This window comes from Neolewinella agarilytica, assembly GCF_900110645.1.
Taxonomy (GTDB): domain Bacteria; phylum Bacteroidota; class Bacteroidia; order Chitinophagales; family Saprospiraceae; genus Neolewinella; species Neolewinella agarilytica.
Genome location: NZ_FOFB01000018.1, coordinates 21346 through 36998 on the forward strand (window position 1 = coordinate 21346; position 15653 = coordinate 36998).

The following is a 15653-nucleotide window of genomic DNA, read 5'->3' on the forward strand; positions in this document are numbered from 1 at the left end:
AAATGTTCCTTTCCCTTCGGGGCTGCTTCGCGGTGAGGGTCCGGCTTCGAGTATGCGTTAGCCCTAGGGGCCGGGGGAGAGGTTTCCTAACACAAGCATTAGTAAATTCTTATCACCCTACATCGGGTGATCTCCCGGCCGAGGAGAAAATCAGCCTACCGGTTCCCCACCCGGTACATCCACCGCAGGAGCTTTGGCAGCGGGCCGGAGGTTAGTAAGTCCGACGCGCCCTTGCGCGCGCCTTTCTGGATGATGCGACTGCCGACGGGGTAAGCGTAGATCTTATTCGTCAGTGCGCCGTACTTCTTACCCTGAAATTGAAGCAAGTGTAACTCCTGAATCATTTCCCCGGCAGCGGGCGCGGCCAGGCAGCCGCCGAGTACTTTGCCGCCGCCCCACCAGCCGGTGCTGAGGTAGACGATGAGGTGGCCGTTGCGGTAATCGGCTGCGATGGCCCGGTCGTCGGCTTCCAGCGACAGTTCTCTTGTTTCGAAGGCGATGCCCTTTTCCTGCAGTCGCGCTGGTGTCATCCCGAAGCTGGCAATCTCCGGGTCGGTGAAGGTTACCCAGCTGAATTTGTCCAGGTTATGCTTCTTCTTGAGCGGGCTCAGCAGATTATTCCACAGCTGGGTATTATGAAATTCAGCTCCGTGGCTGAATTGCTCCTGCCCGAAGGCATCGCCGATGGCGAAGATGTTTTTGTTGCTCGTTCGGTAGCGCTCGTTGGTGACAATCCTGCCCCGCTCAACCTTCACCCCCGCTACCGCGAGCCCGAGGCCTTCGGTGCGGACTTTGCGCCCGATGGCAACCAGGAGGTGAGTGAATTCAATGCTTCCACTACCCTCCTCTGCACCTGCGTCCGCGCCGCCTTTTAATACAGCCGTTTGTGTATCACTAAACGATGCTACCTCGGTCTTAAAGCGAATGTCCACCCCTTCGGCCTGAAGTTTTTCCGCCAGAATTTCTCCCATCTTCGGCGGGTCTTTCTGCAACAGGCGCTCCCCACGTACCAGCAGCGTAACCCGGCTACCGAGGCGCACGAAGGCCTGCGCCATCTCGCAACTTATCGGTCCGCCACCCACGATCAGCAGGTGTTCGGGCAGTTCGTCCAACTCCCAGAAGAGCGACTCATTATCCCACTGTTTTACTTTCTCCACACCCGGCACATCCAGCGTTCGCGGAACGGAGCCCGTAGCGAGTACAATTTTGGGTGCCGTCAACTGTTTGCCTCCAACCGTCACTTCTTGCTTTCCGGTCAGGCGGGCCTCCCCGATGATGGCGTCTGTCCCGAATTCTTCCCGGAAGTGCTCCGGCGTTTCGTGCGCCCGGATGATTTCCTGCCGGGAATGAACGTATGCCATTACCTTCTTAAAATCAGCTTTGCCCGACGTTTGCAATCCGTAGGCCTCCGCCTCCTTACCTCCCGCAAAAAGACTCGCAACGTGCAACAAGGCTTTACTCGGGATGCAGCCATAATTGAGGCAGTCTCCGCCAAAGTTTTTGGCTGATTTATCAATCAGTGCCACCTTCAATCCGATGGAAGATCCGAAACCAGCGCAGCCCAGGCCCGCAGCTCCGGCACCGATAACAATGAGATCGTGGGTATATTTCATGGAAATAAAATGGATGCCTCTACGGGATGTTCGGCCGGCCCGGGACATCGGATAAACTTTTACCTCTCTAACTATGGGTCCGGCATCCAAAAGTTCCGCCGATTCATCATCGCCTCCTGAGAAATTCTCTCCGCCAACTCCTCCACTCCTCCGGCTCCTTTGGAAAATTCATCCTATCGATCCTGCGCACTCAGCCGCTAGGCAACTCTTTTTTCCGGAGGAGCGGGAGGAGAAAAGGAGACGGAGGAGAAACTTGCAAATTTTCGGAAATCTTACCTCTCTGACTATGGCCCCGGCATCCAAAAGTTCCGCCGATTTATTATTAAATCCTGCGAAATTCTCTCCGCCAACTCCTCCACTCCTCCGGCTCCTTTGGAAAATTTATCCTATCGATCCTGCGCACTCAGCCGCTAAGCAACTCTTTTTTCCGGAGGAGCGGGAGGAGAAAAGGAGACGGAGGAGAGGCTTGCAAATTTTCGGAAATCTTACCTCTCTGACTCTGGGTCCGGCATCCAAAAGTTCCGCCGATTCATCATCGCCTCCTGAGAAATTCTCTCCGCCAACTCCTCCACTCCTCCGGCTCCTTTGGAAAATTCATCCTATCGTATCCTGCGCACTCAGCCGCTAAGCAACTCTTTTTTCCGGAGGAGCGGGAGGAGAAAAGGAGACGGAGGAGAGGCTTGCAAATTTTCGGAAATCTTACCTCTCTGACTATGGACCCGGCATCCAAAAGTTCCGCCGATTTATTATTAAATCCTGCGAAATTCTCTCCGCCAACTCCTCCACTCCTCCGGCTCTTTTGGAAAATTTATCCTATCGGCCCTGTCCACTCAGCCGCTAAGCAACTCTTTTTTCCGGAGGAGCGGGAGGAGAAAAGAAGACGGCGGAGAGGCTTGCAGCAGGGCTGAAGTCATGCTAAAAGCGCCAGACCACCTGCATCCCCACGTCCGTGCCCCGCGGGCCGTTCGTTTCTTCCAGGCCGGAGCCGACCGTACGGCCATCGGTGTAGAAAGTCTGGGCGATACGGGCTTCGATGGTCAGGCTGCGGATACCCTTGTAGCGAACGAGGAAGAAAGTCCGGGTGCCCCGGCCGTAGTAGGGCACTACGCGGGCGTTGTAGAGCAGTCCGTTTTCGTATTGGTAGAAGCGAACATCATAATCTTCCGTATTGAACAGCGCGAATCGGGTGCTGAAGCTCCAGGGGCCACGCGGGCGATAGTGAAGGTCCTGGTAGACCATTACGCCGGTCTGGGTGCCGTCCCGTTCGTCTTTCGTAAAGCCAGCATCAATGCGGCTGCGCCAGTCCAGGAAGGGGTTAATCTTATAGCCAAAGTGGAGGCGGCCCTGAAAACGGGTACGGGGCGCAACGGCATCGAAAAACTCTCCGCCGGTCAGGCCGAAACCTTTGGTTTCGGAGCGGAGCTCGAGGTAGGTTTCCAGTTTCCGCTTTTGCCAGTAGGTAAGCCGGAAGCGGTATTCATGCCCCTGGTCCGGAGAATCAACGTTGAAGCGGAGGTAAGGGAAGCGGAAGATATCGTAGTAAGCGTTGATGCGCCAGTGGGCGCCCGGGCGGAGTTCGAGGCCGAAGTAGAGCCCCTCTTCATTACGGCCGCTGGCCGTTTCGCCGAAGGGGCGGGCGCTTAGGGATTGATAATCCGCCTCATAGTTCCGGTAAAGGATGGACACGTCGATGTAGCGATCCAGCCCCAGCATGAGGCCGTGCAGTTGGGCGAGGCCGCCGTTATCCGACGCAGCTACCTCCCCAAAGAAAGTGAAATTCTTGAGCCGGTAGCGATAGTCGATTCCGACGTTGAGCAAGTCCGTACCCTGAAAGAAGTTGACGTTGTAGGGCTGGTCGCGCAGGTCCAGCGGACGGCTAAGGTTTTCGCTCAGGAAGTTAAGTCCTACCTGCCAGCGTTGGCTGCCCCGGTAACGCAGGGAGGCGCCGTAGCTCGTTTGGGTCAGTGCGTTGCGGTCCTCTACCTCGTTCGGTGTACGGTTGAAGCCGGAAATATTGAGGGAGCTTACGGCGAGTTCCTCCGGGTCCAGATCCAGCGTGTCGGAGGCCTGGATGAGGTTGGCCGTCCGGCCCTTGCGGCTGGCAAAGAGCGTCAGTTCGGTCTTCTCCCCGAAGCCAAGCGTTGTGGCGGCTCCGCGCAGAAAGCTGAATTCATTGACGGAGGTGTAGGGGCGCAGCGTCTGTCCGCCCCGGGCGATGTTGGTCGTCTGGCTACTCTTGCCGAAGCCAAAGCCCGTGTAGAGCATCAGGCCCTGCCCGAAGCTGATGTTGTAATCGCCGATGGCGACGGCCTTGACCCGCTTGCCGATGTTGCGCAGGTAGAAATGGGCGCTGTAAAAATCGAAGCCCCGTTTGCTGTTATTCTCCGAGAAAAAAGCTTCCCCGGGGTCCTTCTCAGCGGTGACCCCGAAGCTCATCCGGTTGCTGAATTTCTGGCGGAAGCGGACGTAGAGTCGCTCGGGGCTGCCGAGGTAGTAGCTCAGGCTGTCTTCCGGCCCGCGTTCGTAGCCAACGCGGCTTTCGAGGCGGCGCTGGGCGCGGACGTAGAGCTCGCGGTCGCCTTCGGCGAGCATACGCCTGAAGGAGATTTTATTGTCGTCCAGACCGCCCCCCACCTTCGTGTAGCGGGCCAGCCGGCGGATGCTCTCCAGGTCCATACTCGGGATAACCTGCAGCTCGTAGACGCTGACGAAGCCGTTCATCCGCTCCCGGTATTCCAGGAGCTGACTGATCTGGATGGGCGTCAGCAGCCAGGTTTCTTCCAGTTCTTCGCGGGTGATTTTGTTGAGGTCGAAGGGGCGCTGCTGATAGGCCTCCAGCAAGGAGAAAGCAGCGTTGAAATCGAACTCATCGCTTTCTTCTTCGGCGTTAGCGGCGATGTCTTCGATGAGCTGCTGCTGCGCCTCATCATCGGTGCCCGGCGGTGGGGCTTCGGTTTGGGCGAAGAGGCTGAACGGGAGGAACAGAAAGAGGACGAGGTGGCGCGGCCGCAGGTGCGATGGGAAGGACATGGAGCAAAGATAAAAGGAAAGCCGATTTTCATCAGATGCATCCGATGACCGGTAGCTGAAGGTCCTGCCGGGGCAATCAATAACTAAAGTTAGCAGCCCTCCCCCTTAGTTTTGCTGACAACAAACCGTTAAAAAGTAAAGCAAGTCGTAACACACAAACGGCACGACGCATAAAAACACCGACCCTTTAGCCGTAACCCCTGGGATGAGCTCTCACCGATTTAAGAACCCATAAATTTCATCCCAATGCGTTTTTTACCCTTTTGCGCGCGGCCGTTCTGGCTGCGCAGTTCACTGATGCTCCTGCTCGTCGGAGCTTTTGCGCTCGGGCTGCAGGCCCAACAGCCGTCCACCATCATCGATTTTGAGAATTTTGAAGGTACGCTGACCACCAGCCCGGAACTCGACGCGCTCGGCGTTTCCTTCGGAACGCCCTCCCCGACACTGACCGGACTTCCGACGACAACGGAAGGCCGGCTCGGCCCCGTTACCGTCTTTCAGCGCGACGGCGCCCCCTCCGGCCGCAACGTTGCAGCCAACTGCTCCGGCGGCATTGGCTGCGAGTTCCCCTCCGATGCCATCGTGATGGAATTCAACGAACCCACCAACGGCATCCGCTTTGCGGCCATGGGTTTTTCCGACGCCGACATCATTCTCGTGTATGGCTACGATGCGGACGGGCGGACGGAGCTCCTCCTCCGCGCCCCGGTTACCACCCGCTGGCAAGTCATCGAGGCGCCCGGGGCACTGGGCTACGTCATTGACCTGGACAGCGGTTCTGCCGCGCGAACGTTCTTCATCGACGACGTTGAATACCTGCCCGGCCAGCCCGGCCGGGGCTTCGAGTGTGGCACCGGAGACCTGCTGCTGGAACGACTGCAGCAAGACCCGCCCTTCATCCGGGAATACGACCGCATCCGACAGCTTACCGCGGAGTACCTGGAAGGACTGCAGGCAGCCGACGAGCTCGGCTTCGGCGGGGAGGTCATCACCATTCCCGTGGTCGTACACGTGGTGTACAACAACAGTACGGACAACATTTCTGACGCCCAGATCGAGTCACAGATCGACGCCCTCAACGAAGTTTTCCGGGCCGCCAACGCCGATGTGAGCACGGTGCCGGGGGTCTTCGCCCCCCAGGTGGCCGACCTGCGCATACAGTTTGCCCTCGCCCAGCGAGACCCGGACTGCGAACCAACGAATGGCATCACCCGTACCTCCACCTCCACGACTTCCTTCGGGCGTAACCCGGGCAGCAGCGTGGCCACCGAGCGCAATCCCGTCAAGTTCACCTCCTCCGGAGGCAGAAACGGCTGGCCGTCTGATGAATACCTCAACATCTGGACCTGTGACCTGAGCGGCACGCTGCTGGGCTACGCCTCCTGGCCGGCTGACCTCGCCGCCCGCCCCGCCGAAGACGGCCTGGTGATGGACCATACCGCCTTCGGCACCAACGGAACCGCCTCGGCGCCCTTCGACCTGGGTCGTGTGCTCGCCCACGAAATCGGCCACTGGCTCAACCTGCGCCACATCTGGGGAGACGACCAGGGAACCGCCGACATTTGCGGCGGCTCGGACGAAGTGGACGATACCCCGAATCAGGGGCTGTCCAATAGTGGTTGCCCATCCTTCCCGAGCAGCAGCTGCGACAATGCCCCCAACGGAGACATGTTCATGAACTACATGGACTACGTCGACAACGATTGTATGACCATGTTTACCGTCGGGCAACACGTGCGGGCAGCGGCGGCACTGTTTACCGTTCGGGGCAGCCTGATCGGTTCAGAAGGCCACCTGCCGCCACCCGAAACACCCGCCACGCCGGACCTCTGGAGCGCCGACACCTACGATGATGTGGGCGACGAGCCCAACGCCACCACCGAGGGCTTGTACCACAGTGCCGACATCTGGGTGCGGCCCACCAATGACGGGCTGACGAATCAGGAACACGTCAATCCCGTTTACCAGCCGGACGGAAGTCCCAATTACGTGTACGTGCGGGTGCGCAACCGCGGGTGCAGTGGAAGTCAAAGCGGCAATGTAAATCTCTACTGGGCCAAGGCCAGTTCCGGTCTCTCCTGGCCCAGCCCCTGGGATGGATCCGTCACTACACCGGCACTGATGGGCTCCTCCATCGGCGCTTCGCCCGTCACCGTTGACGGTGGCGAGTTCACCATCCTCGAATTCCCCTGGGTAGTGCCCAATCCCGTTGACTACGCCAGCTTCGGAGCCGACCGCTCCCACTTCTGTTTACTCTCCCGCATCGAAGATGCGGACGGCATGACCTTCCCCGAAACCGCCAGCCTCTGGAATAACGTGAAGAACAATAACAACATCGTCTGGAAAAACATCTCCGTCGGCGAAGCCGCCGAAGGCGACGGTGGAAGCTTCAACCAGGTCATCGTTGCCAACTACGGAGCGGAAGAATACCGGGCAGATCTCCGCTTCACGCTGCCACAAGATGCCGTGCGGTCTCCTTTCCGTTTCGGCCGGATCGTCGTACAGATGGGAGAGCTCTACGACATCTGGCAGCAGAATAACGGCCAGAGCGAAGGCGTGGAGGACATTGGTAACGGCTTCGTCGAAATCTTCAACGACGGGGCCGCGCTGATCGGCATCCCCCTTCGTCCGGGCGATCTCTTCCCCGTCAACGTCATCTTCATTCCCTTCGGGCAGGGACAAATCAACACCGTTCACCGCCTGAACATGACCCAGGTGGACAGCCGCACCCTGGAGCCCATCGGTGGCAACCAGTTCTGGTGGCGGACCTTCGCCGAAGGCATCCGCTTCCCCGACCCCGTTGACACCGGCGGAGACAATACCCCGCCGGTCTTCGTCGACTGCCCCGAGGCCGTGCCCACCAACTGCGAGTTCCCGCTGACCGTGCGGGTAGACATGAGCAACGTGCCCAAGCCCGACGACTTCCTCGGCAACTTCACCGCCGTCTTACGCTACGACCCCACGGTGATGGAGTACGTCGGCGACGCACAGATTCTTTCCGGCTTCACCGGATTCGTTAACCCCACCGCCGGAGCGATCATCTTCAACGGAGCAGATACAGAAGGACGCAGCGGAGATGTCCCCGTCTTCAGCGCCAACTTCCGCGCCCTTGGTGCCCCAGGCACCAACGTCAACCCCGTGCTCGACCTGCGTACCCTCGTAAGCGCCCGCACCTTTACGGACCTGACCGAGAGTGCCTCCGTATTCAACTGCGGCTTCTCCATTCAGGAAGAACAGCTGCTGGGTGACGTGAACGGCGACGGACGCATCAACTCCACCGATGCCGCGCTCGTGCTGGCCTTCGCCGTCGGCAATCCGATTCCGCCCGTCGCGCAGGAACGCATCGACGCCGGCTTTGGCAACGTCGACGGCAACCGCCGCACGAACGCCCGCGATGCCCTCATCATCCTGACCTACGACGTGGGGCTGCCCGTAGACTTCGCCATCGGCGAGCCCGTCTGCCCGACCGCCGCCACGGACGGGCTGCTGAGCGAAACCATCGCCACGCCTCGTTCCTCCCTCAACGCGCCGCTGGAAATCGGGCTGGAGAAAGAAGACGGCACCTACCTGCTTCCGCTGACGCTTGATCTGGCGGGAACCGGAGAACGCCTCGGCAGTTACCAGCTCACCGCCAGCTGGGACGCTACCCGCTACCGCTTCGTGGAGCTGGTGGCCAGTGATGACCCCGGCTTCGCCGGTCCGAACGTCAACCTCTCCGAAACCAGCCAGGGCCACCTCCTGCTGGCCCACGCTAACCCCATGGGCGGCCCCGACCGGCTGATGCTCACCGCCATCCGCCTCGAAGCCCTGACGGACGACGGTGCCTCCCCCCAACTCGATCTCCGCATCGAAGACCTGACGGCGGCGGGCTCCTTCCGCAGCATCATCCCCGACGTTACCCAAGTCGAGGCGACTACCTCGGCGGGAGACCTGATCGGTACGGCCTTCGACCTGCGGGTCGTGCCCAACCCCTTCCGGGGCGCCAGCACCTTCACCCTGCAGCTGACGGAGGCGGAGACCGTTGCGGTCGACATCTACGATAGCCGGGGCAGGCTCGTCACTCACCTCCTCGACGGCGCCCGGGGCGCCGGCACGCACACGCTGCAGTGGCAGCCGGCGGCAACGCAATCAGCGGGCGTCTACTTGCTACGCGCCCGGGTGGGTAACCAGGTGGTGACGAAGCGGTTGGTTTTGCTGCGGTAAACCGTCTGTCTTTGCTTTACAAATGGGGTAACCCGCACGCTCGAAGACCCGACTGCGTCAGGGCGCTTCGAGATGCTGAAGTGTCATTTGTCTGGCAGAGTACCGCCTTTGCTTTAATTTTTTGGTGAGGACACCCCTCGTTGGCATGGGCCGATGGGGGGTGTTTTTGGGGATAACAGGCACACTTTATGCCATATTCCTGCCTACTCTAAACCCGATCTTTATAAACACCAGGATCATGAAGCTCCAACCATACCGTAGAATCTGCTATTTCTTTCCAACCGTATTTTTTGTACAAACCGTGGGCATCTCCCGTAAGTAGAATCCATCTTCTTAACCCCTGTAGTTCGTCGTGATTCATAATAGCTTCCATCAAAAGTTTGGAAAGCCCTTTTCCCCGGTGTGCTTCAAGAATAAAGACATCCCCCAAATAAGCAATGGTCGAATAATCGGATATTACTCTGGCAAACCCCAGTTGTTCGTTGCCCTCGTATACGCCAAAACAAAGTGAATGCTCTATTGCCTTAACGACTGTTTCTTTAGGAATCTTGAGGCTCCAATAGGCTTTTGTCGACAAGAAATCATGAATCATTTCGACGTCTAACAACTGCTTTTCGGTAGAAATTTGGTATTTGTTTTCCAATTTTTTCCTTTTGGTTGGTTGGAATCAAGTAGAAACGGTTGGTACAAACGCAGTACGACCGCTTAGGGAGTATTGCCGTTTCGCACATTGTTATGCTCCGTATTCTTTCTTCTCAACACTTTATTTAATACCCTAATAATAAGGTTCGTTTTTTTAGTATTTGTAGTTCCAAACGCCTTATTGCTAAGTATATCAAATTCGAGTATTTCCTGAATTATTTTTTTATAATCCTCATCACTTAAAGTTCCATTGTTTAACTGTTGCGTTTTTTGGTTCTGCCAAGATTGAATAGCTGCTTGCAACATACCCAGTTGTGCTTGCTGATTATTCATTATTGCTTGCAATTGCAACTGACTTTTTTGTTCAACAATTGCAATATCAGTATTAGCATCATGTATAAACCCCGCCTCTTTCTTGGTGTCATCAGCTTCTAAAGCAATATCGTATTGACCTTTATTTGAAATTAATTTGACGAACACAGGAGCAGTTTCAATTACTATAAATAGTAAGATAATTGCTAAGTTCATATACCACATTGTATTGTTTGCTTCCTCAATGACATTACCATTATCATCTAATTCATTATAGCGCCATTTCGTTAAATCTCCAAGTGCTTCAATTTGAGTAATAAAATTATTGGTATATGCAACATCAGCAGCACCACTTGATTTTTCCTCAAGTTCACCAGTCAATTTGTCAGCTTCTGTCTGTCTCTCTGCTATTTCTTTATCTTTTTCCTTAGCAGCGGCTAATTCCTCTTTTTTACTCTCCTTGTACCTTGTGTTTAGTGTGTTGTATGTATTAAGTTTTGATTGATATTTTGCCCACTGCGCCTTTCTTTTTTGAATATTAGTGTCAAAAACATTTCTATATTGATTTAATAGCCTCCTACCTTCAGGTGTCAACTCCTTCCTTTCTATACCGTCAACAATGGTTATTATTTTGTATCTATCCGAGTTTTTAATAAACTGAATGTTCTTATCAGCATCATTGATTATGGGTTGAACTTGACTCCTAACGTCATAAAATATTTCCAACTCAGCCTTTTGGGCATCGAAAGCGCTTTTACACTCCTGGGTTGGACATTCTCGTTTCAATTGTGCTTTTATATCAGCGATTGTGGATTCACTTGACCCCTTAAGACTATCAATTTCAACTTTGTTTGTAATGCCATAAATTCTGTTTCGACTTTGCTCCCTTTTTTCAAGTTCATTGTCAGAGATTTGTGCTTCAATCCTATCTTGGAAAAGGCGAACCTCTAAAGGCTTAGCAACAACCAATGAAATGATTATCGCTAAAATGATTCTTGGTGTAGCAGTTGTTAACTCTCTCCAAAATTCGTTTTGCTTCCTCATACTCATGACTATAAACCTATCAAGGTTAAAAATCATAAAGCCCCATAAAAGGCCCATCAATATTGCCCCTAAAAAAAAGGTGTTTTCAGTTTGTCCTGAAGAGTTTACAACCTCTTTATTAAATACTTTGAAAAAAGCATATCCCCCTGAAAATGCAGCAAATATTCCTGTGAAGATTATGGTAATCCCCACGGATGCATATTTCCCTACTTGAGAAGGACACTTTTCCAAAGTTGGTATATGTGCCCCACCACATTTGGCTAATATTTTGGATAGATAATTCATTTAATAGGATTTTTTAATGTTGGAAGGGGTTTTAGCTGGACACTTCCATAATTTAATTTCGGTTTACGCAATATTTTCAAATAAACATGTGAACGACTTTCATAACCGAAATAGTTTTTAGCCACCAAGGTGTATGTAGTATCTGTTGCTGGTGAAATATTTATCTTTCCTGACATTACAACCTTACCTATTCCATTATCTATTTCAACCGAGTAAGCTCCTTCTACACTCCATGAAAGGTTTGTAGTTAGTCCTTCTGCTAACAAAAGAGATTGAGAGCGAAATGAGATTATTTTAGGTGGCGTTTTGGAAATTTGAACTTTTATGGACCTTGTTGAAATTGCACCAAAGCAGCTAACTGCCTTTATGGTAAAAGTCGTATCTTTAAGAATCCTAACAGACTTTCTATTCGTACTGGAAACATCTCCTGCACCATTATCAATAGTTATATTTGCTGCATTATCAACATCCCATTTTAACTCAATTGGCTTATCATCCTCAACGATGTATTTCGAAGCTATAAAATTTTTTATTGTTGGGGGAACTTTGGATGTCTGAATCGAAATAGATTGATGTGCCTGAACTCCAAAATAGGTTTCTGCAAATAAAGTGAGAACAACATCTTTTGTTACTTTATATTTTACAGAATTAAGGTTTGAAACATCCCCTATTTGTTGATTTATAAAAACTCTTTCCGCTCCACTAACGTCCCAACTTAATACTATCTCTTCAATTCTATTAACTATCTTTTTGTTTGTACTGAATGTGTTAATTATTGGAGGAATCTTCGACACCAACAATCTAACTTGTTTTGTTGCTACTGCTCCAAAGAAAGAGGTTGCCTTAATCGTGTAGGTGGCATCTCTTACAGGTGTGACACTTATTCTTTTTTTATTTGTTACATTGCCAACACTATTGTCAATTTCAATTGATGCTGCATTGTAGATATCCCAGCTTAACTCGGCTGGTCTGTTTTTATCGAATATTGTATTGATTGAAGACTTAAATGACTGAATAATGGGCGGCTTCTTATTTACTGTAAAGAAAATTGCATGCCTACTTGTTTGCCCAAAATAACTTGTCGCTTGAAGCACTAAAGACACGTCCTTCCTTGGGGGATTTATTGTAGTGGATTTCTTATTAGTTACGTCGCCAATCCCTATTATTTCTATTTTGTCAAATCCTGTAACACCCCATGAAAGTGTAATTTTATTTTCAGATTGAATAAAATTGTTTGGAATATTAGACTTAAAATATCTGATAATTGGCTTGTCTTTAGAAACCGATACTTTTATTTTTTTAGACACTTCTCCAAACGGATTTTTCGCTTTTAACGTCAGTTCAGTATCCTTCCTAATTAATAATGACATTTTTTTATTACCCGTTACATCTTGATTATTTACAAGCAATACAGATGCATTATCAACACTCCATTCAGCTATCACCGGCTTTTTATCTTCTATCTTCGTCTTATTGACTCTAAAGTAATTTATAGTTGGCGGAGATTGGGTAACTCTCAACACTGACTTCCACTGACTGTATGATGTCCGTAAACTTGGATTTAAACATCCACTCGTAAATGTTTGGACAAACTTATCTTTTATCTCTTGGGGTAGTTGAGAACGAAAGTAATTGGTATAAAAACCACGGTGAAGTTGCAGTAATTGTTGATTCTTAGTTAAGAAGGGGAAGCGATTACTAATATCTGGGAAAGCATAACCCCCTTGAATATACTTTCTTAGACTTCGTTGACTAATTTCAGAAAAATAGAAAAAAGGGTGAAAGGTGAATATAAGATAATGAATGCAGACAGCAACTGACCACATATCGGATAGTAAATCGACTTTGACAGGAATTGGCTCTTTAGCGTTACTTCTGTTGTTAAGTCCAGTTGCAAATTGTTCAAATATTTCAGGTGCTAACCAATCTTGTGGAGTTCCCCAAGTTGTTGGCTTGTCACTCTTAGACTTCATAACAGACCCACTGTCGAAATCAATGATTGCACATTGCTTTTTTGATAAGTTTACAAAAAGTGCCTCGGATTTAAAATCTGCATGAATATATCCTATACCATAAAGAAAATCAAAAGACTTAACAATATGAAAGGCTATTAAAAGCTTATCTGGCAGAGGCAACCTTTGATATTTTCTGAGTAGGCTTGGGTCTTGTAAGATGTCTTTGAACTCTTCAAAGCCCAATGATTTTAGATTATTAGCCGAGTAGCCAAATACTTTCTTCCCTTTAAATTCCCCCTCAAATGAAAATTGAGGACATCCCAACATTCCAATATATTGGTCACTAAATTTTTTTTGAGTTTTGTTTGAGGTCATTTGATTTATTTCCTATTTGCTTTTGAAGATTTTGTATGGTTCGAAAGCCTTTTTGGGCACTCCCATTGACGTCAATAAAAACCTTAATTACCTGTGGAATGGTAGTCTTTTTTCCGTTTACATTTCTACAATGATAGACTTCACCAAAACCTCCACTCGCAAAAGGTTTATCTTCCATTTCAATTGATGAAATAGAGGAAAATTCAGAAAAAATACCAGAAGATAAGCTATTAATTTTGTGTATTCTTGCCATTCTCCGCTTTTGCTATTTTATCAAGTTGAAAACTCTGAACCTTACCTGAAACCACTAAAGCCAAAGATGTATCATCATGAATTAAATCACTCATCTTCAAGTCTTCTAAATATTCATTAATAACAACATCAAGTGCTTCATTAGTAAATTCCTTGTTTGAGAAATAACGATTGAGATGCTTATAAAACTTCTCCATTGCTTCTTCTCCACTAATCCATATCTTTCCGTTAGGGTCTTTCCCCATTTGAACCTCATCATAAGAATACACCCCGTCCGAGCAGAGCATTATTATATCTCCAAAATGCAATTTGTCCTTACGAATTTTGATTACACTTGGGATTATTTGCCCGATTTTATAATTAGGCTCTATTAATTTATACATGGCATTTTTTCCTGATTGTTCAATACTATGCGGGTTTAACAAATTGATTGAGTTCCACGGTAAGTAAAATCTACCTGGAAAACTATTGAAGTTTCCACGTATATGAAATATCCCTCCATTTCCCAAGTAGCCAATTTGGAACTCATCTTCAGTTTCGATACAGCATAAAAGGGTTGTACCGAAACAATTTTTATGCGAATCGTCACTTCCAAAATCTGCGGCTACTTTGTTCTTTAAGTTTAGTGTGATTTCTTCAAATAAATTTTCAAATAAGAGTTCCTCCATATTGTCATGGTCTTCTATAAGATTAACCAAGTTTTCACAGACAAACCTTGAAGCGTACTCTGAATTATAAAAGGAACCAAGACCGTCAGCCACCGCAATAACGTTGTATTTGTTGGGTACATTAGCAGCAGCTACAAAATCTTGATTTACTTCTTTTATAGAAAGTGTTCCTTTGCCGATTATTGATTGATTGACATTCATATTAAATTTTGTGTATTACTCTAAATTGTCACACCTGATGCAGATGAAATTGACTTTTCAAAGAAAGTGCGAAGAGTTTCAGCGTCATAAACTTCCTTGAATCCCATTACTCTATCAGTCGCAATGTCTCGCAACAAGTTTTTAGCTCCTTCATCGGAATTACCTACTTGACCAAAAAAAGTACTACAAATGGTAATCTTACCCCCGCTTGGTCCATTTTTGATATTCTCAGAAGTTTGGACGGTCAGTCCTGGATTAAAACAAGCTCCGTCTGTCATAACAAGTATAATAACACTATGCGGAACACCGTCTCCATCTGCTTGATTTAGAAAGTCATTTGCTTGTTGTTCCGCAATTTTCAATCCTTCAAAAATGTTTGTCCCACCACCATGACCATTCAGGGGGTTGTAATCATCATTGTCATCAATGTTCGATGCTTCTGTTATTGGAGTTCTCAACTGTGCTGAGGTATCAAAAGTGACCACAGAAAACGAGAAATTCTGTTTCACACGGCTGACTTTGAAACGAGTTAGTAAGTCCCTAACTGCAATATTAACTGCATCCGCTTTTGTCACCCCTCCTTGTGCTTGTCCAGCCATTGACCCACTTCCGTCCAAAACGAAAATGCCTAATTGGTGAAATTGTTTGGGTGTGTCTATTTGTCCTATTTCAGGAAACTGTTCAAAATTGTCTGACATGATTGTCTGATTTAAAAGTGAACTAATTGATTAATTATCCGTTTACCTGTTTCCATTTCCTAATGGCATCAGATTCCTTTTCTCTGTTTGTGTGCCAACTTACTGTTAGCTTTCCACAAATTTTGCATTTTTCGCCCTCTCTTGGCTGTTGTTGTCTTCTGCATTTTCCGCAGTAATATACTTCATCATTTGAATAGCTCATAATTGTAAAATTTTCTTGTTTTGTATTTTCTCATGGGGCATAACGATTAACACCCACATTCCATTCAATCAACTCCCCTACGAATATTTTACAACTGTAAACCTAATAAAATCGAGGGTTTCCAACAACTAAAAGTTACGTTGTTTCCAATAAACCGCTCGCCGCCATTTCGT

9 protein-coding genes are annotated in these 15653 nt (G+C 49.5%); 1 reads left to right on the forward strand and 8 read right to left on the reverse strand.

The features are described from left to right. Window positions 1-155: 155 nt before the first annotated feature. Window positions 156-1613 (reverse strand): dihydrolipoyl dehydrogenase family protein, encoded by a 1458-nt coding sequence (locus BM123_RS15685; protein WP_175489418.1) that lies wholly within the window; start codon window positions 1611-1613, stop codon window positions 156-158. Window positions 1614-2528: 915 nt separating this feature from the next. Continuing rightward, a complete protein-coding gene (locus BM123_RS15690; protein WP_090170233.1) occupies window positions 2529-4643 on the reverse strand; it encodes a ComEA family DNA-binding protein in 2115 nt (704 codons plus the stop codon). Window positions 4644-4889: 246 nt separating this feature from the next. Between BM123_RS15690 and BM123_RS23975 the strand changes: the two genes are divergently transcribed. Next, window positions 4890-8846 (forward strand): M43 family zinc metalloprotease, encoded by a 3957-nt coding sequence (locus tag BM123_RS23975; RefSeq protein WP_139211908.1) that lies wholly within the window; start codon window positions 4890-4892, stop codon window positions 8844-8846. A gap of 208 nt (window positions 8847-9054) precedes the next feature. Here the strand turns inward: BM123_RS23975 and BM123_RS15700 are convergent, their stop codons facing one another. The 6 genes from BM123_RS15700 to BM123_RS15720 form a co-directional block, all read right to left on the reverse strand. Further along, window positions 9055-9489 carry a GNAT family N-acetyltransferase gene (locus tag BM123_RS15700; protein WP_245748583.1) on the reverse strand — a complete coding sequence of 145 codons (435 nt, stop codon included), beginning with the start codon at window positions 9487-9489 and terminating at the stop codon, window positions 9055-9057. Window positions 9490-9551: 62 nt separating this feature from the next. After that, window positions 9552-11129, reverse strand: a complete 1578-nt coding sequence (locus BM123_RS15705; RefSeq protein WP_090170235.1) for a DUF4407 domain-containing protein — start codon at window positions 11127-11129, stop codon at window positions 9552-9554. After that, complete coding sequence (locus BM123_RS15710; protein WP_090170237.1) at window positions 11126-13459, reverse strand: protein kinase domain-containing protein; 2334 nt, start codon at window positions 13457-13459, stop codon at window positions 11126-11128. Before BM123_RS15710 ends, BM123_RS15705 begins: the two co-directional genes overlap by 4 nt. Beyond that, entirely contained in the window at window positions 13428-13712 is a 285-nt protein-coding gene (locus tag BM123_RS23980; protein ID WP_139211909.1) for a hypothetical protein, read from the reverse strand. The genes BM123_RS15710 and BM123_RS23980 overlap by 32 nt, the downstream gene beginning before the upstream one ends. Continuing rightward, complete coding sequence (locus BM123_RS15715) at window positions 13690-14580, reverse strand: protein phosphatase 2C domain-containing protein (RefSeq protein WP_090170239.1); 891 nt, start codon at window positions 14578-14580, stop codon at window positions 13690-13692. The genes BM123_RS23980 and BM123_RS15715 overlap by 23 nt, the downstream gene beginning before the upstream one ends. 20 nt (window positions 14581-14600) lie before the next feature. After that, window positions 14601-15278 (reverse strand): vWA domain-containing protein, encoded by a 678-nt coding sequence (locus tag BM123_RS15720; RefSeq protein ID WP_090170241.1) that lies wholly within the window; start codon window positions 15276-15278, stop codon window positions 14601-14603. Between the last annotated feature and the right edge of the window lie 375 nt (window positions 15279-15653).